Origin of the sequence: Daejeonella sp. JGW-45 (assembly GCF_029360805.1) — a bacterium.
In the GTDB taxonomy this organism is placed as follows: Bacteria; Bacteroidota; Bacteroidia; order Sphingobacteriales; family Sphingobacteriaceae; genus Daejeonella.
In genome coordinates this window covers 396565-417773 of the sequence record NZ_JARKNC010000001.1, presented here as the reverse complement: position 1 = coordinate 417773, position 21209 = coordinate 396565, and the positions used below count along the sequence as shown (strand labels likewise).

Annotated in this window: 19 protein-coding genes; 13 read left to right on the top strand and 6 right to left on the bottom strand. The window is 46.4% G+C overall.

The window, feature by feature from the left end; translation table 11 throughout:
- Positions 1-156: 156 nt before the first annotated feature.
- Together porV and ispF are read left to right on the top strand one after the other, a co-directional pair.
- Positions 157-1308: a type IX secretion system outer membrane channel protein PorV gene (gene porV, locus P2W76_RS01900; protein WP_276345774.1), complete on the top strand. Its 1152-nt coding sequence runs from the start codon at positions 157-159 to the stop codon at positions 1306-1308.
- 2 nt (positions 1309-1310) lie between these two features.
- Positions 1311-1796 carry a 2-C-methyl-D-erythritol 2,4-cyclodiphosphate synthase gene (gene ispF, locus P2W76_RS01895; protein ID WP_276345773.1) on the top strand — a complete coding sequence of 162 codons (486 nt, stop codon included), beginning with the start codon at positions 1311-1313 and terminating at the stop codon, positions 1794-1796.
- On the opposite strand, the gene P2W76_RS01890 is transcribed toward ispF, so the two are convergent.
- Complete coding sequence (locus P2W76_RS01890; protein ID WP_276345772.1) at positions 1786-1950, bottom strand: FeoB-associated Cys-rich membrane protein; 165 nt, start codon at positions 1948-1950, stop codon at positions 1786-1788. The genes ispF and P2W76_RS01890 overlap by 11 nt on opposite strands.
- Positions 1951-2076: 126 nt before the next feature.
- Here P2W76_RS01890 and typA point away from each other — a divergent pair, with 126 nt between their 5' ends.
- The 8 genes from typA to P2W76_RS01850 all read left to right on the top strand — a co-directional run bounded on the left by typA (position 2077) and on the right by P2W76_RS01850 (position 11924).
- A complete protein-coding gene (gene typA / locus P2W76_RS01885) occupies positions 2077-3888 on the top strand; it encodes a translational GTPase TypA (protein ID WP_276345771.1) in 1812 nt (603 codons plus the stop codon).
- Positions 3889-3956: 68 nt separating this feature from the next.
- Positions 3957-5279, top strand: coding sequence for a flippase (locus P2W76_RS01880; RefSeq protein WP_276345770.1), 1323 nt, complete (start codon positions 3957-3959; stop codon positions 5277-5279).
- A complete protein-coding gene (locus P2W76_RS01875; RefSeq protein ID WP_276345769.1) occupies positions 5276-5920 on the top strand; it encodes an FkbM family methyltransferase in 645 nt (214 codons plus the stop codon). Before P2W76_RS01880 ends, P2W76_RS01875 begins: the two co-directional genes overlap by 4 nt.
- Positions 5920-6702 carry a class I SAM-dependent methyltransferase gene (locus P2W76_RS01870; RefSeq protein ID WP_276345768.1) on the top strand — a complete coding sequence of 261 codons (783 nt, stop codon included), beginning with the start codon at positions 5920-5922 and terminating at the stop codon, positions 6700-6702. Before P2W76_RS01875 ends, P2W76_RS01870 begins: the two co-directional genes overlap by 1 nt.
- Positions 6702-8996, top strand: a complete 2295-nt coding sequence (locus P2W76_RS01865; RefSeq protein WP_276345767.1) for a c-type cytochrome — start codon at positions 6702-6704, stop codon at positions 8994-8996. Before P2W76_RS01870 ends, P2W76_RS01865 begins: the two co-directional genes overlap by 1 nt.
- Positions 8997-9017: 21 nt before the next feature.
- The gene (locus tag P2W76_RS01860; RefSeq protein WP_276345766.1) at positions 9018-9914 is read left to right on the top strand and encodes a glycosyltransferase; all 897 of its coding nucleotides are present in this window, start codon (positions 9018-9020) and stop codon (positions 9912-9914) included.
- Positions 9911-11185, top strand: a complete 1275-nt coding sequence (locus tag P2W76_RS01855; protein ID WP_276345765.1) for a glycosyltransferase — start codon at positions 9911-9913, stop codon at positions 11183-11185. The genes P2W76_RS01860 and P2W76_RS01855 overlap by 4 nt, the downstream gene beginning before the upstream one ends.
- The gene (locus P2W76_RS01850; RefSeq protein WP_276345764.1) at positions 11172-11924 is read left to right on the top strand and encodes a glycosyltransferase family 2 protein; all 753 of its coding nucleotides are present in this window, start codon (positions 11172-11174) and stop codon (positions 11922-11924) included. Before P2W76_RS01855 ends, P2W76_RS01850 begins: the two co-directional genes overlap by 14 nt.
- A 112-nt stretch (positions 11925-12036) precedes the next feature.
- Here P2W76_RS01850 and P2W76_RS01845 read toward each other — a convergent pair whose 3' ends face one another.
- From P2W76_RS01845 to uvrB, 4 genes are all read right to left on the bottom strand, one after another.
- Complete coding sequence (locus P2W76_RS01845) at positions 12037-14526, bottom strand: YfhO family protein (RefSeq protein ID WP_276345763.1); 2490 nt, start codon at positions 14524-14526, stop codon at positions 12037-12039.
- A gap of 337 nt (positions 14527-14863) precedes the next feature.
- A complete protein-coding gene (locus P2W76_RS01840; protein WP_276345762.1) occupies positions 14864-15115 on the bottom strand; it encodes a DUF4834 family protein in 252 nt (83 codons plus the stop codon).
- Positions 15116-15253: 138 nt separating this feature from the next.
- Positions 15254-15448, bottom strand: coding sequence for a YwbE family protein (locus P2W76_RS01835; protein WP_276345761.1), 195 nt, complete (start codon positions 15446-15448; stop codon positions 15254-15256).
- A 177-nt stretch (positions 15449-15625) separates the two neighbouring features.
- Positions 15626-17656, bottom strand: a complete 2031-nt coding sequence (gene uvrB, locus P2W76_RS01830) for an excinuclease ABC subunit UvrB (protein WP_276345760.1) — start codon at positions 17654-17656, stop codon at positions 15626-15628.
- A 185-nt stretch (positions 17657-17841) separates the two neighbouring features.
- On the opposite strand from uvrB, the gene P2W76_RS01825 reads away from it, so the two are divergent.
- From P2W76_RS01825 to P2W76_RS01815, 3 genes are all read left to right on the top strand, one after another.
- Positions 17842-18531: a YjjG family noncanonical pyrimidine nucleotidase gene (locus P2W76_RS01825; protein WP_276345759.1), complete on the top strand. Its 690-nt coding sequence runs from the start codon at positions 17842-17844 to the stop codon at positions 18529-18531.
- Positions 18528-19061, top strand: a complete 534-nt coding sequence (locus tag P2W76_RS01820) for a DinB family protein (RefSeq protein WP_276345758.1) — start codon at positions 18528-18530, stop codon at positions 19059-19061. The genes P2W76_RS01825 and P2W76_RS01820 overlap by 4 nt, the downstream gene beginning before the upstream one ends.
- 230 nt (positions 19062-19291) lie before the next feature.
- The gene (locus P2W76_RS01815; protein WP_276345757.1) at positions 19292-20272 is read left to right on the top strand and encodes a DUF6427 family protein; all 981 of its coding nucleotides are present in this window, start codon (positions 19292-19294) and stop codon (positions 20270-20272) included.
- A 307-nt stretch (positions 20273-20579) separates the two neighbouring features.
- On the opposite strand, the gene tnpA is transcribed toward P2W76_RS01815, so the two are convergent.
- Complete coding sequence (tnpA, locus tag P2W76_RS01810) at positions 20580-21026, bottom strand: IS200/IS605 family transposase (RefSeq protein ID WP_276345756.1); 447 nt, start codon at positions 21024-21026, stop codon at positions 20580-20582.
- Positions 21027-21209: the final 183 nt, after the last annotated feature.

Sequence of the window (21209 nt, the reverse complement as noted above, 5' to 3'; positions counted from 1 at the left end):
TCAGTTGATATTTTTAGCACAGCCTATAAAATCACGGGTGTTGATATTTTTTATCGTAAACAAGCGTTGTATGTATGCTTGAGCTTGATTGTGACTACAAAAGCGTATATTTAAGGCACGTTAATTTTCAATTTGGGGTGTAGCTTTACTAGATTAATGATTAATAGACTCTCCTTTTCCTGTTGTGTTGTTTTTATCGTCGCGGGGTTTCCTGATCCGGCTGCAGCGCAGACGCAAAGCGACGGAAAACGTACAAATACGATACAAACTGCAGCCCCTTTCCTGCTTATTGCTCCCGATGCCAGATCGGGCGCTATGGGAGATGTGGGAGCAGCGACATCCCCCGACGCTAATTCAAGCCACTGGAATCCTGCAAAGCTTGCCTTTTTGGATAAGCCTACGGGTGTTTCCGCTTCCTATACACCCTGGCTGCGCAATCTTGTGCCTGATGTCGACCTTGGCTACCTTACCGTATTTCACCGGCTCGATGACCGGAATACTATTGGCGGCTCATTAAGATATTTCTCGTATGGATCTATTCAGCTTACAGACGACAGGAATAACGATATCGGCGTTTATAGCCCCAATGAGTTTTCCATTGACGGAACGTTTTCCAGGAAATTCGGCGAGACTTTCTCCCTGGGGACTTCTGTCAGGTACATCCGGTCCAGTTTAAGCAACGGCCAGTTTAACGGGCAAGACATACAGCCCGCAACCGCATTGGCGGCTGATGTTTCAGCTTACGGTAAGAAAGGCACCTTAATGTTTGGTAAAGATACCGAGCTTGCTTTCGGCCTTAATATTTCCAATATTGGTACAAAGATGAATTACTCCAACGGAAGCTCGAGGTCTTTTCTTCCAACAAATATGAAACTGGGAGGAGCTTCAACTATTAATATAGATGATTTGAATCAGTTCACTGTAGCGCTCGACTTGAATAAGCTGCTTGTACCTACCAGCCCGGTCAGGGATGCGGACGGAAACATTATCAGTGGTAAGGATCCGGATCGTTCTGTGCCGGCAGGGATATTCGGGTCTTTTACCGATGCGCCACGTGGTTTTTCTGAGGAAATCAGTGAGATCAGTTACTCGCTTGGCATGGAGTATTGGTATAATAAGCAGTTCGCACTTCGCTCGGGGTATTTTTATGAAACACCTTCAAAAGGCGACAGGAGGTATTTTACTGCCGGTGCAGGGCTGAAATATAATGTCTTTAATCTCGATTTTGCATACCTGCTGGCTAACCAGCAGAGAAGCCCGCTGGCGCAAACTCTTCGTTTTTCCCTGGTATTTAATTTCGAAAAATAATAATGAAGATCAGGGTAGGATTTGGTTTTGATGTTCACCAATTAGCTGAAAAACATCCTTTTATCTTAGGCGGAGTTAATCTTCAGCATCATTCAGGAGCTTTCGGCCATTCTGACGCAGATGTGCTTGCGCATGCTATCTGCGACGCCCTGCTCGGAGCAGCTAACCTCGGTGATATTGGCTTTCACTTTCCGAATACTGATGATCGCTGGAAAGGTATCAGCAGCCTGGTCCTTTTGAAAGAGTGCGTCGCATTATTGAAAGAAAAAGGATGGAATATCGGTAATATCGATGCGATGTTATGCCTGGAAGCACCCAAGATTAATCCCCACATTCCCCAGATGAAACGCAATATATCAGGTGCGGCCGGGATAAGCGAAGACGATATATCCATTAAGGCAACTACGAATGAAACCATGGGTTTTATCGGTCGCCAGGAGGGCGTGGTGGCTTATGCCGTATGCCTGATAGAAAAGGTCAGCTCTTAATTTCGGGAACCTTCACATTCGAAAAATCAGCAGCACATTTCCCGCAATTACTCGCACACGATTTTTTGGTGAAAACATTGCGGTACATCAGCCGCCCGATCCAGAAAACAGCCGCGGAAAAGACAAGGAATACTAAGATTGTCTGTAAGTCCATGCGGCAAAAATAGTTAATATGTATGGGTGAAGAGTCTGTTAAGTGTAAATTGTGTGAGGTGTAGAAAATCTTTTCATTTCCCTTAAGAAACAGTACCTTTGCAAAAATTTTTCATAATAATTTTTAATGCAAAAAATCAGGAATATAGCGATCATCGCTCACGTTGACCATGGCAAGACTACTTTGGTTGATAAAATTTTACACCAAACTAATCTGTTTCGTGACAACCAGGACACTGGCGATCTGATATTGGATAATAACGATCTGGAACGCGAGCGTGGTATTACCATTGTCTCAAAGAACGTTTCTGTAAGTTATAAAGGCGTTAAAATAAACATTATTGATACTCCCGGTCACGCCGACTTTGGAGGTGAGGTTGAACGGGTGCTAAAAATGGCAGACGGAGTGTGTCTTTTAGTGGATGCTTTTGAAGGCGCAATGCCCCAGACCCGCTTCGTTACCCAAAAAGCACTTTCCCTGGGACTAAAACCTGTAGTTATTGTAAATAAGGTAGATAAGGAAAATTGCCGGCCTGAAGAGGTTTACGAATCGGTGTTCGAGTTATTCTTCAATCTTGAGGCTACCGAAGAGCAGCTTGACTTCCCGGTATTATACGGATCATCTAAACAGGGATGGATGAGCACCGACTGGAAAGTACCTGCCGAAGATATAACACCTCTTTTGGATACGATTCTTGAGCATATACCGCCAGCCCCAAGCTTTGATGGAACCCTGCAGATGCAGATCACTTCATTGGATTATTCTTCTTTCGTTGGCCGGATAGCTATCGGACGTGTCGCCCGCGGAGTGATAAAAGAAAATCAACCGGTTTCCCTTGTTAAACGTGACGGAACTATTCAGAAATCGAGGATCAAGGAATTATATACGTTCGAAGGTTTAGGTAAGGTTAAAGTCCAGGAGGTTTCTTCAGGAGATATCTGTGCCGTTGTCGGTATCGATGGTTTTGACATCGGCGATACTATAGCCGATTTTGAAAAGCCTGAACAACTGGAAGTTATAAAGATCGATGAGCCAACCATGAATATGCTCTTTACGATCAATAACTCCCCTATGTTTGGCAAGGAAGGAAAATTTGTAACGTCTCAGCGTCTCCGCGAAAGATTATATAAAGAAATGGAGAAGAACCTTGCGTTAAAGGTTGTCGAAACAGAATCTCCTGACTCATATCTCGTTTACGGCCGCGGTATCCTCCATTTGTCTGTCCTTATCGAGACCATGCGCCGCGAAGGTTACGAGCTTCAGGTAGGTCAGCCGCAGGTTATTGTTAAAGAAATTGACGGCGTAAAATGCGAACCGATAGAAACGCTGATCGTGGATGTACCTGCCGAGGTTTCAGGGAAAGTAATTGAGCTCGTTACCCAACGTAAGGGCGACCTGTTAGTTATGGAGCCGAAGGGCGACCTTCAGCACCTTGAGTTTGAGATCCCGGCACGTGGGATAATTGGCCTGCGCAATAACGTGCTTACAGCTACAGCAGGGGAAGCTATTATGGCTCACCGCTTCAAAGCGTATGAGCCCTGGAAAGGAAATATTCCGGGCCGCCTGAACGGTGTTCTTGTTTCTATGGAAAAAGGATCTACAACTGCTTATTCGATCGATAAATTACAGGATCGCGGACGTTTCTTCGTTGAACCGGGAGTGGAAGTTTACGAGGGTCAGATCATGGGCGAACACATCCGGGATAATGACCTGGTTGTTAACGTGGTGAAAGGTAAAGCCCTCACCAATATGCGTGCCTCGGGTACAGATGATAATACACGTATTGCAACCGCAGTTAAGTTCTCGCTTGAAGAGGCAATGGAATATATCCAGGCTGATGAGTATATCGAGATCACGCCGAAAAGCATGCGCCTGCGTAAGATCTATCTGAGTGAAAACGAGCGTAAGATCAATGCTAAAAAGTTTGTGAACCAGTAAGATCAGTTTTTATCGGCCACAGGAAGGCCCCGGATTTATTCCGGGGCTTTTCTTTTATATTTGTGTTGATGAAGATTCCAGCTGTACCCGGTTTTGACCAGCAAGCTTTTGATAAATATCTGAAAAACACGGGTTGGTTATTTCTCGCACGTATAGGCAGCCTCATCATAAAGATCCTTGCCGGCATACAGGTAGCAAACTATCTCGGGGCTTCTCAATATGGCTTATTGAGCTATCCTCTCGTCTTTATTTCTTTTTTTATCGCGGCGGCAGCACTTGGCCTTGACGGGTTCGTGACCAGAGAATTACTGGCTTCCCCCTCAAAGAAATCTGCAATACTCGGAACATCGTTCGGATTGCGCCTCATTGCTGGTATATTGATCATACCCCTGGCGTATATTATTTATGTATTCTTTGGAAAGAACGTCGAAGTTCCGGTGGGCTATATACTTATTGCCTCGGGTATCGGTATCGCGCAGTCTTTAAATATCATTGATAGTTTCTTCCAGTCAAAGGTGCAGGGAAAATACGTTATGATGGTTCAGGTAGCTGCTAACCTCATCTCAGCCTTTGCCAAGCTCTTTTTAATTTTTATTGGCGCGCCCTTGTTATGGTTTGTGTGGACCTTGCTGGCCGATGCAATTTTATTGGCTGCAGGTTACCTGATCGCTTATACCCGGAATGGCCATGCCCCCCGCGAATGGACATTTGACCGCTCGCGTGCCGGCTATCTCTTAAAACATTCCTGGCCACTGGCTTTTTCCGCCATTTTGGTTACGCTTTATATGAGGATCGGCCAGCTGATGGTTGAAAGCTACCTTGGAGTAAATGCTCTGGGAGTTTATTCTCCGGCCATAGGCTGGGGGGAAAGCTTTTATTTTATCCCTGTTGCCATAGTTACTTCCGTATTTCCCGCGTTGATGAACGCCCGCCGCGATGACCCGGCAAGATATCAGAAGCGGCTGCAGGATATGTATGATCTCATGGTGATCTTCAGCCTCGGGATCGCTGTTGTTATGACCTTTTTAGCGCCATACATCTATGGCTACCTCTATACGCCTGAATTCGCCGAAGGTGCGAAAGTTCTCTCTATTTATATATGGGCCTCTGTTTTCGTGTTTCTTGGAAACGCCAGCGGCCAGTATCTTGTTGCTGAAGGTTATACAAAGTATTCTTTGTACCGGACCGGAGCCGGCGCAGTGGTAAATATTGTTCTGGGTTACCTCTGGATACCTGTATACGGTCTACAGGGCGCCGCTTATGCAACATTAATCGCCTATTTTTCGGCAACTTTTTTTATTCTTGTTTTTCCCGAAACAAGAAAGCAGGGCATTAACATGCTTAAATCACTATTTTTAATCTCATTGATACAAAAAATAACAAAACGTTGAAAAGAACAGAATCATACACAAGCCTCTTTGACGCGGCGAAGCTAAAAGCTCTTTTGTCTTTTGGAGTAAAAGGCTACCTTACTGAAATTGGCTGGTTTAAAGCGTTTAATACACACTCACCTGTAGGGTCTGATGGCGATCCCATTCCATGGGTTACTTATTCTTTCATCGACTTTATTGCAGAACGCATAAAAAAAGAACATACGGTATTTGAGTTTGGATCGGGCAATTCTACCCTGTATTATGCAAAAAGAGCAAAAAAGGTAGTTTCTGTAGAGCACGACAAGGATTGGTTTAATAAGATATCATCGGGCAAGCCCGCTAATTCAGATATGGTTTTCTGCGAGCTGCAAACCAATGGCGATTACAGCAAGATGCCTGCATCCATGGGTCAGAAATTTGATATTATTATAGTAGATGGCCGCGACCGCGTGAATTGCTGTTATCATTCCATACCGGCCTTAGGCGAAACTGGCGTGGTGGTGCTGGATGATTCTGAGCGGGCAAAATATAATGACGCCAGGATCTTTTTCCAGAAAGAAGGGTTTAAAGAACTATCATTTAGCGGAATATCACCTGGCTTATTTTACAGGAAGTCTACCTCTGTATTTTACAAATCTGCCAATTGCCTGGGGATCTGATGAAAAATGTCGATTTAGTTAGTGCTGGCCTAAAGACTTCCTACGATAGCTTTTACGTGGGACTTGATGAGCAGTGGCGTATGCTGAGCGCTAAGTACAAAGCGCGTAATATTATAGATGTTTGCGCGAAACAGCAGTTTAAGAAAATCCTTGAAGTAGGGGCTGGGGATGGGAGTATCTTAAAATACCTGGACGAGTGGCAGTTTGCTCCCGAGATGCATGCCCTGGAGATATCCCAAAGCGGGGTGCAACAAATTGAAAGCAGGAAGATTGTTAGCCTGAAATCGGTTCAATTGTTCGATGGTTACGGTGTTCCTTTTGGTGATAATGAATTTGACCTCGTGATCTTGTCCCATGTTCTCGAGCATGTAGAATTTGAACGGATGCTTCTCCGGGAAATCAGGAGAGTATCGAAATACGTGGTGATTGAAGTTCCCAGGGACTATCGTTATGGCGTGGATAAGAGAATGAAGCATTTCCTCAGTTACGGTCATATTAACATGTACACACCTACTTCCTTAAGGTTCCTTGTACAAACCGAGGGCTTTGAAGTTATCACAGATAAGAGCTCCCTCATCAATCCCGAGGTTACGAAATTCAATACTTTTATTAACCAGAAAAAACCAAGGAACCTGTTTCGTTCGTTAAAGATTGAACTTGAATATTTTGTTAAAACGGTGCTGGTCACGCTCGGCGGCCGGAAAAGACATGAGCAGCTGGCCAGTGCTTATACCGTATTACTTCAAAAGACAAAAGGTTCAGCCATCCTAGCAAATACTTAATGCATAGAATAGTATATCTTATTTCAATTTTAACCGGCCTGTTTATTCTTATTGGCGGCGGTGCATTTCGCGGAGCGGAGAAAAGCTTAAGTCTGGATTCATTGCTTATCCGAAAACAGTTTGCTTCTTCCCCCGTTTTATCGGCAGAAGAGTCAATGAAAGCCATGCAGCTGGAGGATGGATTTAGGATAGAGATCGTTGCCAGGGAGCCGCTTACCAGTACACCGGTGGCTATGGTATTCGACAAGCGGGGGCGGTTATGGGTTGCTGAGATGGAAGGGTATATGCCCGACACAGCCGGTACGGGGGAAGATCAGCCCCGCGGAAAGATCGTGATCCTCAGCGACAAAAATAAAGATGGTGAAATGGACAGCCGGACAGTCTTCCTGGATTCCTTGATACTGCCAAGGGCTCTTTGCCTGATAGGTGATGGGATACTCATTGCTGAGTCGCCGAAGCTATGGTTCTATGAGATGAAGGACGACAAGCCTGTTAAAAGGACGCTGGTAGACGCGGCCTATGCAGAAGGGGGAAATGTAGAGCATCAGCCTAACGGCTTGTTTCGCGCCCTGGATAATTGGATCTATAATGCCAAGTCAAGTAAACGCTACCGTAAGCAGGGTGATAAGTGGCTGATTGAGAAAACACATTTCCGCGGGCAGTGGGGAATTACGCAGGATGAGCAGGGCCGCTTATTTTACAATACCAATTCAGATAATCTTCTGGGCGATCTTTTTAGCCCCGGCTTTGGTGCCGCCAATCAAAACCAGCGAACAGTTTCAGGCTTTAACCAGAAAATTGTCGGAAATAATAAGGTTTACCCCGCCAGGGCGACGACCGGGGTAAACAGGGCTTATCTGCCTGGTATCCTCGACGACAGCCTTCGGCTTGTTAACTTTACGGCTGCCTGCGGGCCGGTTATCTATAGCGGGCACCTGTTCAATAAAGAATATTACGGCAATGCATTTGTTGCTGAACCTTCGGCAAACCTGATTAAGAGGAACATCTTAACAAACAGGGGCAATTCAATCAACGGAAAGCAGGCTTATATCAATAATGAGTTCCTGAGAAGCACTGACGAGCGTTTCAGGCCGGTAAGCCTTTATAATGGCCCGGATGGGGCTCTGTATATTACCGATATGTACCGGGGCATCATTCAGCATAAAACATACTTAACTCCCTATCTCAAAAATGAGATCCGGGAGCGGTCACTTACCCAGCCACTTTCCTATGGCCGGATCTACCGGGTAGTACCGCAAGGTAAAAAACCGAGAGCTGTAAAGTTTCCGGATGATAATGCGAAAGTTATCCGTCTGCTGGGCCACGATAACGGGTGGGTCCGGAGCATGGCTCAGCAGCTTCTGGTCGATTCCGGAGACCAGTCTGTCATCCCCACACTGAGGAAATTATCAAAAGAGTCCAAGGATACAAGAATGGTAACCCATGCCCTGTGGACGATAGAGGGCCTGGGGGGGCTGAGTAAAGATGACGTTCTTCCCTTGCTGGAAAACCCATACTGGCAAATACAGATGCAAGGTTTTGCCCTTTCTCCCTCGGTCATCAGCAACAGAAATTATAAAGAATTCGTAAGGAGATTTAACAAGCGGATAGAACAAAACGATACATTGTCGGCTCCATATATTGCTTTTCTGGCAGAAAACATCAGGCCTTTTGATACGGCTGCGCATAAGGAACTGCTAATGGGGCTGGGCCGCAGGTTTGGTAAAGACCCGTATATCGCCGATGCCATCATCAGCAGCCTCGAGAATGAAGAAGCAGCCTATTTAAAAGAACTTGCTGGCGTCAATACGGATACCGGGCTGGTTATAAATAAAAAGCTGATGAAGATCATAGCTGATAGTGAAAAAGCGAAAAGCGCCAAAGCAGATGTATCCAAACAGTTCCCCAAAGGAGCTTTAATTTACAGATCCTTTTGCCAAACCTGTCACGGACCCGATGGGAACGGGGTTGCCTCGCTGGCCCCGCCTCTTAATAACTCGGAATGGGTCACTGCCGATAAGAATAAGCTAAGTGCTATCGTTTTATATGGGCTGACAGGTCCGGTAAAGATTGGTAACAAACTGTATAAATCCCCTGAAATAAATGGCGACATGCCCGGAATTGCTTCTAATAATGAATTTTCTGACGAGGATATTACCCAGCTGCTCAATTATATCAGGAACTCATGGAGCAACAAAGGGAATGTGCTTCAGCCTGGGGACGTAACTGGCATCAGAAATAAGTTTAAAGGGCGTCAAAAGCCCTTTACCATGGAAGAATTGAATGGTTTTTAACGCCTGTTATATTAAATTTAAATGACTCTTGCTCCAATAGCCTTATTCGTATATAACCGCCCTGAGCATACAAGGCGTACCCTTACATTCCTGAGGCAAAACTTGCTTGCCGATGAGTCGCGGCTTTTTATTTTTTCAGATGCGGCCAGGGGGCAAAGCGATCAGGCTAAGGTCGATGAAGTACGGGAGATCATCCGGTCGGCGGAAGGCTTTAAATCGGTTCAGGTGATCGAGCGGCCAAGTAATATGGGCCTTGCCGGATCAATAATCGACGGGGTAACGATGCTCACAGGGAAGTACGGTAAAGTGATCGTCTTTGAGGACGACCTGATTAGTTCGGCCTACACCCTTAAATATTTCAATGATGCGCTCAGGAGATACGAAAATGAAGAAAGGATTATGCATATCGGGGCATATATGTATCCTCTTGGAAACGCACAGCTTCCGCAGACTTTCTTTTACCGCGCTGCATCCAGCTGGGGCTGGGCAACCTGGGACCGGGCATGGAAACATTTCGAGCCCGATATCGATAAGATCATCAGCCAGTTTGATGCCCAAAAAAGAAGCCGGTTTTCTATCGACTGGACAATGAACTTTTGGAAGCAGGTGCGGGAGTTTAAACGAGGGAAGAACAATTCCTGGGCTATCCGGTGGTATGCCTCGGTATTCCTGAATAACGGGCTGACCCTTAATCCCTCGCGCTCCCTGATAAACAATATCGGTCATGATGGGACAGGCATTCATTCAGGTACAAATACTATTTACGATGTAAAGGTCAGCGACAAGCCGGTAACGGATTTTCCGGACGTTATTGAGGAACACCCGGAAGCTTATTCGGCAATAAAGCATTTTCTAAAGCATAGAAAAGGTAGCCTGGTGGACCGATTAATAAGATTTATGAAGGAGAAGCTCTCGTGAAAGTACTTCATCTCAATACCTATGCTGGAAACGGGGGAGCGGGAAAAGCATGCCTCAGGCTGAGCAAAGCATTGAAGTCGCAGGGAACAGATTCCGTGGTAGCCGTTAATTTTCTTTTTAAAAGGAATCCTGAAGTACATGATCTTTCCCGGGGGTTTTTCTTTAAATGGCTCACCGCAGCCGGTATCATTCTGGAGCGCCTGCTAAATAGACTATTTGTGAAGCCGGTGCCTGTTCCGTTTTCTATACCTTTCTGGGGCCGCGATATATCCGGCCGGGAGCTGCTGAGATCCGCTGACCTTATTCATATTCATTGGATAAATCATGCATTTCTTCGCCCTGACGATATTAAAAAGCTATCTGCGCTGAATAAGCCTATCGTATGGACCTTTCATGACAGCAATGCCTTTACCGGCGGCTGTCATGTGCGCTATAATTGCGAGCACTATCAAAATGAGTGCGGTAATTGCCCGGTTCTGAAGAAATCAGGTCCTGACGATCTTTCCCACAGTATCTGGAAACGCAAGGCGCGCGCCTACCAGGGCAATAAGTATACGGTGATTGCACCGAGTAAATGGATGGAAAGGTCAGTAAGGCAAAGCAAGCTGATGGGTTCCCAGCCAGCGGTAAACATTCCCAACACACTCGATACGACAGTTTTCAAATCCATAGATCAGAGTGAATCGCGCCGGAGCCTCGGGCTTCCCGTCAGTAAATTCATCATGATGAGTGGATTTATGCCTTCCCGTAATGATCTTCATAAAGGCACATCTTACCTTATAGAGGCCATCGGTATTTTTATCGCTGACCATTCTATCAGTCCTGAGGACGTGGAGCTCGTGATTTTTGGGAACAGGGATGTCTCGAATACACCCGTCTTTCCGGTCAAGGCAACCTTCCTCGGTACAATAGCTGCGGAAGAAAAACTGGCGATGTGCTATAGCGCTGCGGATGTATTCCTGGCGCCATCCCTTGAAGACAACCTGCCCTATACCGTGATGGAAAGCCTTGCCTGCGGAACTCCCGTAGTGGGCTTCACTACAGGCGGTATCCCCGACATGGTGCAGCACCTGCATAATGGTTACCTGGCCGAATACCGTTCCGCGACGGATCTCGCTTCCGGAATCCGCTGGGTTTTTGATCATCCTGACAAGGCAACGCTGCGTGCGAATTCACGAAAATTTATTGAGGATAACTTTTCTGAGAAGCAGGTTGCTGACCGCCATATTGAACTATACAATTCTTTAGTGAGAGAAAATGCCCCAGCCTAAATTAACTGTCATCACCATAGTCTTTAACAACGCCAGTGGCATTGAACGCACAATGCTTTCAGTATTGGGACAAACCTGCCCTTCAATTGAATATATCATTATTGATGGAGGCTCAACCGACGGTACGCTGGAGATTGTAGAAAAGTATAAGGCCAGGGTTCACAAGCTGGTCTCTGAAAAGGACAAGGGCATCTACGACGCGATGAATAAAGGACTGGTCCTGGCTGAAGGCGATTATATTCTTTTTATGAATTCGGGGGATGAGGTCTACGCACCCGACACGGTTGAGAAAGTATTTGCATCTGAGCCTGATGCAGATATTTATTACGGCGAAACGGAAATGTACGATGAAAATTGGCAAAGTCTGGGCCGGCGGCGGCATAAGACGCCGGAGAATTTTACCTGGAGGGATTTTCGCTATGGGATGAGCATCAGTCACCAGGCCATTTATATCAGGAAGTCGCTAACAGAGCCTTACGATCTTGTTTACAAGCTGAGCGCCGATATCGACTGGATACTGAAAGCAGCAAAAAAGGCCCGCCGGATCGTGAACACAAAAATGTACGTTGCTAAATATCTTGTGGGAGGCATGTCCAAGAAAAGGCACCGCCAAAGTCTTGTCGAGCGCTTCCACATCTTTTCAAAACATTATGGTTTAATTCCCAACCTCTTTAACCATGCCGTCATCGCTGCAAAACTGGCGCTGTATTATGTGAAGCACAGGAGGACTAACGATTAGCGGTTCTAGATTTTCCCCGACTGGGTCGGGGATCTCGTGATGGCACGCGGCCTCCAGCCGCAGGTGCCAGGGAGCCTATTAAGCTATGCAAAGCCCTGCAAACCTGGATTGATTACAGCTTCCCCTCCGGTTCCCGCTTCCTAACCTCCAGATAGATCGCATACGCCAGCGCCAGAACCAGCAGGATCGACGCGATCAGTGAAATGATCTCGCCCGTATAGTAAGAAGCCGGCTCAAAGCGGAATTCCAGCTTATGGTTTCCCCCGGGTAGTTGTGCTGCCCTCAAAAGATAGTCGGCCCTGAAGTAAGGGATCTTTTCACCATCTACATAAGCGTTCCAGCCCTTGTCATAATAGATCTCCGAAAACACCGCCAGAACGTCTTTGCCTGAAGAGTATTCATAGGTCATCAGGTCCGGGTGATAAGACGTCAGCCGTATAAACGCATTTGCATCATAGCCAATACGTTTCTCATCGATCAATGATTTAAACTCTTCGGAAACGATCATCACCTTTTTAGGATCGAAACTGCTGATCGCAGACATTTCCTGGTCTGCATTCTTAACATAAGTAACATTTGAAACGAACCAGGCATTGCCCGCTGCGGTAGCGCGGTTCTGAATAGTTTGTTTCTGGCCGGTTTCATCAGATGTGATCACGTACTTGGTGTTCAGCATATCAAGCACATCTTCGTTAATGGCGCCGTTAAACTGTTTATCCAATAGCTCCTGGTAACGTTTTAATTTAGCTGCATGATATCCGCCAAGGCTCTTGTGGAAATAAGAGGGAGCAGAGTTTAAGAACGGACTTCCCTGGCTGAGGTCAAATACCCGGAAATGCGATGTATCACGCATGATCATCTGGTCCACATCCCGCGGCTGGAACTGCTGCGCAAGCACATTCTTTTCAACAAACTTACTGTTGTTGAGATACCGTTGGTCGATATTCCACATATCGCCCAAGATCACGGCAGCTAAAAGGATGAACACCAGCTGGGTATTAAGCTTTTTATTAATTAAAGCCCAGATCAGGCCGGCGCCTATTAATACGAAGATCAGTGAACGCAGGGCATCCATACGTGCGAGGCTGATCCTGTCCTGTACAAGAGCGTTTGCTATACTTTCGGCAAATGGCTTGTCACCGCCCGTTGCCTGGGCCAGCTGCTCAAGGAACATACTGTGATTCGCAGATCTGAAATCCAACACGACTGAGGGTACCAGTAGCAAAATGAGCAGGATGCCCCCGGTAATGTAAAGGGAATATTGCAGGTGTTTAGTCAATTTCTTAGGCTCTTCTGTATGGAAAGCCACTTCCTTAACAGCCAGAATGGCCAGTACCGGAACAAGCAGTGCGGCTATTACCAGTATAGATTCTACAGCCCGGAACTTGTTATATAGCGGGAAATAATTGAAAAACAGATCTGACAGGAAGGGAAGATGCCTTCCGAAAGAGAGCAGCAGGCATAAGAGTGTAGCGCCAACGATCCACCATTTGACCCTGCTCTTAATGATAAATAAACCGAGAACAAACAGGAAGCAGATAATAGCCCCAAAATACCATGGTCCTGAAGTGAATTGCTTATCACCCCAATAGGTGGTCAGTCCGAGCTGGTACAGCTGCTGCATTGCAGGCACCACCTGTTCTGCCGGGATACCTTTGGAAGTTAGGGCTTTGGCCACTTCAGACTCAGCATCAAGTTCTGCTATTCCGGATGCGCCGCCATAAGCGTTCGGAACAAGGAATGTCAGGCTTTCGCCCACACCCTGGCTCCATGCGTAAGCATAGTCCCGGTCGAGTCCATTGTTTGGTTCCGACTTGTCGGTACTCAAATTCGATTTGCCCCGAGTGGATTCCTTGGCATATTCATAACTCGTCCACAACGCGCCTGCATTTACAGCAATGGCAAGTAAAGCAGCAGCAGCCAGGTAGCCGGATGATTTAAGAAAGTCTTTTGTAGCTTTTGCCTTGATCGCATGATATAGTTCGATCCCAACCAATATTAAAAGGGCTATAAACAGATAATAAGTCATCTGTATATGGTTCGTCCGTATTTCGATAGCCAGGAAAAGCGCTGTAACCGCCGCACCGGCGAGGTACTGGCGACGGAAAGTCATTATTATCCCCGCGAGGATAGGAGCGAAAAATGCAATAGCAATTGCTTTATTACTATGACCGGCCTCTATGATCTGGAAATTGTAAGACGAGAAGGCAAACGCGATGGCGCCCGCAGCAGCCAGCCAGGGATTCATCCTTAAAACGCAGAAAAGAAAATAAGCCCCCAGCAGGTACAGCAATACTGCATCTATCGGGTTTGGGAATATTGTCTTGAAGAAAGAAATTACATAAGTGGTAATATTATTGGGATACTGCACCCAGATCTGGTAAGAAGGCATTCCCCCGAACATCGAATTCGTCCATAAGGGTCCCTTGCCATCCCTGGCCTTAAAGTCCATGATCTCCTTCTGCATCCCCTGAGCCTGGATCACGTCACCCTGTAACAAGCCTTTTCCCTGCAGGGCAGGACTAAAGTATACGAAACATATAGCTATAAATATTCCTATGATGGCCAGGTGGATGCCGTTTCGGCTAAACCAATTATTCATTCTTTTAGAATTAGTTGAATCCCAAAAATAGGAAAAAGCTTAAATCCGCAATGGCTGTATTGCAGGTTTGTTGAAATTAATCAGATTCCCCGGCTGAGGGGAATGTTTTTTGGAATAGAACGCCAGGAGTGATTAATTGGGTATAGGAGCTCTTCCCCGATTTAGTCGGGGACCTCCGTCTGGACGCGGCGAAGCTCGCGTCATTGATGAATTTTAATGTATGGGTTTTAAACCTCCTGCGCAGCAGTGTCAGATAGCTTGAAGCTTAAGGGCCTGGTCGACACTAGCAGCTGTGGCCGCGTGTCATCACGAGATCCCCGACTAAATCGGGGAGGAATCAGGATTTGATCTCTTCGTACTCTACGAAGTCACCGGCATTATCGCCGCGGCTTTTTTCCTTAGGGGGCATATAGTCGACCCTGATGCGGCCGTCCGGTTTTGGGTGATGCTGTTGCTGATATCTCTGATTTGCCTGGTTTTGCGCCTTCGTCATCATCTTCTGAAAGAATATTGGCAGAAGCAGCCTCGCGATTATCCGAAGCAACCATAATACGCAGATCGTAATGAATAAAAACTTTAATAATGCCATGCGAAAAATGTAATTTTCAAATATAGATGATAATTTGAAGAATATGTTTCATGGTATTGTAAAAGTTGTGGGAGTTGTACGTGCCGGGTTATACGTTTTACGTCTTCTTTCCGGGGTCCAAGTACAACCGATAGCGTATTAGTCAACTATTTCCGCCACCCGGCCAATCTGCCCATCCTCAAGCCTGACCTTGATCCCACGCGAATGGAAGGCGGAACTTGTTAGCAAGGCCTGGACTATCCCCCGGGTTTTTTTCCCCGTCCGCTGATCCTTCTTAAGGATAATGTCAACTTCGAGGCCTGGATAGATGTCTTTTCTGTTTTGACCGTGCATATTTATAGTTTTACGGGATACGTACCCCATTGGAATGCCTTCGGCATTGGTTTAAACGCAGAGACCGCGGAGGCTGGGTTGAGATTTATCTCTGCGTCCTCTGCGTTGCACTCTGCGCCCTCTGTGTTTAAATAGCCGCTATGCTTAACGCAGCGTTTAATAACGTACAACGTTTCCTTAGCCAAACCTCTCTCCCATAACCTTCTCCAGCGCAAACATCTCATCCCTTAACTTAGCGGCAAGCAGGAAGTCCATGTCCTTGGCGGCATTGACCATGTCTTTTTTAGTTTTTTCGATAGATTTCTGCAGCTCCGGCCTGGTCATGTACTGAACGATCGGGTCTGCTGCAAGGTCGTCCGTCATATCTTTTTCCACGTAGGCTTTCTGAACCCCGCCCTTGAAATCCATGACAGAGGTCTGCTCAATAATAGCTTCGCGTGACTTGCCTACAGTGCGCGGAACAATACCGTGCTCGGTGTTATAAGCGATCTGTTTTTCGCGCCTCCGGTTCGTTTCATCAATGGTCACGCGCATGCTGTCGGTTATCTTATCAGCGTACATGATCACCCGTCCGCGGTCATTCCGGGCGGCCCGCCCGATGGTTTGTATCAATGAGCGCTCCGAGCGCAGAAAGCCTTCCTTATCGGCGTCAAGAATAGCAACCAATGATACTTCGGGGAGATCCAGCCCCTCGCGAAGCAGGTTAATTCCAACCAGCACATCGAACAGCCCCAAACGCAGGTCTCTCAATATCTCCACCCGCTCCAGGGTCTTAACCTCCGAGTGAATATAACGCACCTTGATGCCAAGCCTGTCCATATATTTGGTGAGCTCTTCAGACATCCTTTTGGTCAGGGTGGTAACAAGCACGCGGTCGCCCATCTTTACCGTCTTGTCTATCTCATCCAAAAGATCGTCCACCTGGTTTATTACAGGCCTTATTTCGATGACAGGGTCCAGCAAACCAGTTGGCCGTATCACCTGTTCCACGAAAACGCCTTCGGTTTTTTCAAGTTCATAATCTCCCGGAGTAGCACTCACATAGATCGTCTGCGGTGCCAGTCTTTCGAACTCATTAAAGTTCAGGGGCCGGTTATCGAGCGCCGCAGGCAATCGGAAGCCGTAATCAACCAGTGAAAGCTTCCGCGACCTGTCGCCACCATACATGGCCCTGATCTGTGGGACGGTGACGTGGCTTTCATCGATAACCATCAGGTAATCATCAGGAAAATAATCGAGCAGGCAGAATGGCCTCATCCCCGGACTCCGGCCGTCAAAAAAGCGCGAGTAGTTCTCGATGCCGCTGCAATATCCTAATTCCCGCATCATCTCGAGATCGTAGTTGACCCTTTCTTCCAGCCGCTTCGCCTCCAGAAACCTTTTCTCATCTATAAACTGCTGCTTACGGCTTTCGAGCTCTTCCTGGATCGACCAGATCGACTTATTAAAACGGTCTTTCGGTGTCACGAAAAGATTTGCCGGGAAGATAGCCATGTGGCTCATTTTCTCTATCGTTTTCCCCGAGGCGGGATCAATTGTCGTTAATTCCTCGATATCATCTCCAAAAAAAGAAACCCGGTACGCAAAATCCATGTAGGCGGGGTAGATATCGACCGTATCACCCTTTACGCGAAACGTACCGCGACGGAAATCGGCCGTAGTGCGTGAATAAAGGATCTCAACCAGCCGGTGCAGGAATGCGTTCCTGCTGATCTTTGTTCCCACGGCAAACCTGAAGACGGAATTAGAGAAGTCTTCCGGGTTTCCCATACCATATATACAGGATATCGATGAGACCACGATCACATCACGGCGGCCCGACATCAGTGCAGAGGTGGTCCGCAGGCGGAGCTTTTCTATCTCCTCGTTGATCTGCAGATCCTTTTCAATATAGGTATTGGACGAAGCTATATATGCTTCGGGCTGGTAATAGTCGTAATAGGAAACGAAGTAGTTAACCGCGTTGTCCGGAAAGAACTGCTTGAACTCGCCATACAGCTGAGCAGCAAGCGTCTTATTATGACTCAGAACCAGCATTGGCTTTTGAGTCTCCTGCACAACATTGGCAATGGTAAAAGTCTTGCCCGACCCGGTAACCCCCAATAAGGTTTGATAATGCTCGCCGCTATTAACTCCCTCTACCAGTTGCCTGATCGCTTCCGGCTGGTCACCTGTTGGTTTATATTCAGAAGTTAGCTTAAATTCCATGTCTTACAAAGATACTAGGTAAAGTTATACGTTATACGTTTTACGTTGTAAGTTTGTAGTGAGCGGCTGCGCCGGGCGATCAGTGATCAGTGGCTACGCCAAGTGATCAGTAACCGCGCTACTGATTACTGATTACTGGCCACTGATCACTGACCTCCGACCACCGATTTACATTAAAACTCAACATGTACAAACACCTTTTCTTCGATCTTGATCACACCATCTGGGATTTTGACAGAAATGCCGAAGAGACCCTTCATGAACTGTACCATACCTATAACCTGAAAAAGCTCGGTCTTCATTCGCCGGATATTTTTATCGAAGTCTATACCAGAAATAACCATCAGCTCTGGGCAGATTATCACGTTGGTAAGATAAGTAAGGATGTGCTGCGGGCGACCAGGTTTTCAAAGACATTTACCGAACTGGGAATCTCTCCCGGTTTAATACCTGCAAAGTTCGAGGATGACTACGTTTTACTGTGCCCCCGGAAGACCAACCTTTTCCCTCATGCGCATGAAACGCTCTTGTACCTCCACGAAAAATACACCCTTCATATTATCTCAAACGGCTTTAAAGAGTCTACCGAGCTGAAGATCGGCAATACCGGACTGGCGAAGTATTTCCGTACTGTTTTCATTTCTGAAATTATTGGAGTTAACAAGCCCGATAAAGCTATATTTGAACATGTATTTAAAGCCACCAAGGCAAAAGTCGCTGAAAGCCTGATGATTGGTGATAGTATCGAAGCCGATATAAGGGGCGCCCAGGCTTTTGGAATGAAGGCTATTTATTTTAACCCGGACAACAAAGAAAGGCCTGCAGATGTACCACACCAGATCGGCTGCCTGAGTGAACTAGTAAAATTGCTATGAGTGTAAGCAGTCATGTAAAATCTTTGGTCGCTGCCGTTGAGAAGTATGAAAAACTTCTCGCGGAGGTCTCAGAAGAAACGTTCACCCGGACACCGCCCGATGGGAGCTGGTCCTACTCAGAGACCTTTTCACATATTTTCCAGTCTAACCTTGTTTCGCTGATCGCTGTTGAGAAATGTTTCCTTGGAACGGGCGTCTTCTGCGAAAAAAGACTGAGTTTCGGTATCTGGGCAATATTGTTCATCGGCAGGCTCCCGCCGGGCAAGTATAAGGCACCCGACCGCCTGGCATCCATGGTGAAAAAGATCAGTAAGGAAGACGCGGCAAACCTGATCGTTAAATTCAGGAGCCGGCTGGCAGATCTTAAAGGCAAGGCGAATAAAGCAGACAGGTACCAGGCTGTAAAACATCCCCGCCTGGGCTTGCTGAACGCAAAGCAATGGATAAGGTTTATTGAGATCCATACGATCCACCATACCAGGCAGCTTAAGCGGATCGAAGCCCAGCTGACATCCGCCCGCCAGATCTGAAAATTCCCGTTAAGTTTAACATTCTGTTAACACCGCTGTTAAACGCCATTACGTATTTAGTATAAATGCGGATGCCATGACAACAGAATTCATTATTCAGGTAATTATCCTCCTGGTTATCATTATCGCGGGCATTTGGTTAAGCCCCTATGATGTAAACTTTGATGAAGAGGAGTATTAGGGTTTAGAAATATCGTAATATTGTGGGAAATGCAAATTACCCATAATGTATGATTAAGCAGTTCCGGAGCATCAATCCCGTCAATATTCTGATACTGATGGGTATTATACTTTTACTACGTGCCGGCATATTCATTCGTCTTCCCAAGGAAGTGAGCGTTGATTTCATTGAGCCTTTTACCCGGCTGCTCCTGCCTGTACCGATTGAAAACACCTTCCCTGCTTTTACCAATATTTACCTGGCAGCATTTCTCCTCTTCATTCAGGCCCTTATTTTTAACCGCATAATTAATTCCTATAATTTCCTGGGTAAATCGACCTACCTGCCTGCTTTATCCTATGTATCAGCGGCCAGCCTGTTTAGTCCCTTCCTGATATTAAGTCCCGTGCTGTTTTGCAATTTCCTGGTACTCTGGATGATGGATAAGTTTCTGAGCATCTATAAGCGTGATACAGTAAGTTCAGTGATGTACGACCTCGGGATGATCGTAGGATTGGGAACCCTGATCTACTTTCCCTTTATCGTCATGCTGCCGGTAGTATGGATAAGCCTGATAATTTTCAGGACCTTCAACTGGCGCGAGTGGCTGGCGGTGGTCACCGGCATTATTACCGTCTTTTTTTTCCTTGGCGTGTTCTATTACTGGAATGACTCCCTCGACCAGTTTTACAGGATATGGCTGCCCCTCGCATCCAAATTTCCAACAAACCTGCGCATCAATCTGTATGATACCCTGGTGCTGATACCTGTCGCTGTAATCCTTATCCTCGGGATATTCCAGCTGCAAAAGAACTTTTTCAGGAGCGTGGTCCACCTCCGGAAATCATTTCAGTTGTTGTTTTTCATGTTCATAGCCGGGCTTATATCCTTCTATCTTAAACAAGACCTGAGGCTGTATCATTTCCTTTTATGCGCCCCGCCCGTAGCTGTGCTGATGGCCTACTACTTCGTCCACGCCGGCAAGCAATGGCTATATGAAAGCCTGTATGTGGTACTGGTCGGAGGGATTATCTATTTTCAGTTGTTTTAGGATTGCACGGATGATGCTATGGGCTAAGTCCCTGATGCCATATGCTGCATGGATAGATATCAGGGAGCGTACTATGATGCCACTGGCTGCACGATGAGGCCGGACTGTGTCCGTGGTGCCATGGACTGTGTCCGTGATGCCATGGGTTGCACCCATGGTTACTGCTATTCAAGCCCTTCAGGCTTGGGGGTGCATGTGTGAGATAGCAGCCAGTCAAGCCTGAAGGGCTTGAATAACAATAACCACAGGCACAGCCTGTGGTTATTGGAGGGCGTTGGGCGGTCAACCCTGAAGGGGTTGAACAAAATCAAAGCAGGTACTTATCTTCAAAGTCTACTTCATTTTCGACCAGCAGGCGTTTAAACTCGCTGGAGAATGTCTCTTTTCGGTGATGCTCCTTTTGTTTTTTAATGTAACCCATAATCATATCTTTTTCACGTACAGAATAGGTAAAAGCACCATAGCCATTTTGCCAGCCTATAAAACCCGGAAATTTCCCCGAGTCTTTCAGCCAGAGGCTACTGGAGACCTTAATATCCTTTACAAAATCCGACAAGGAATGACTAGGGTGCAGATCGCAAAAGATGTGGATATGATCCTCTATTCCGTTTATTTGATACGGAGTGCTTTTTTTGGCTTGTATAACACCTGAAATGTATTTATACAAATCGTCACAATAAATATCGCGAAGTGTCGGTTCCCTGTATTTGGTGCCAAAAACTATTTGATAATAAATTTGTCTGAAAGTACTCATATATCTATGCAAAAGCCGGTAGCTAATATCTTCTAAATTCATCTATTCCGACTTTTGCTAGTTTCGAAAGGCAGTTTTTAATTATTAAGTGGTTAACGAACCGTCAGTCCGGCGAATAGTGGGATCATACTAACCGGGCATGGCCGTAATTGCCACGGGCTTCAGCCCGTGGTTGCTGTAATC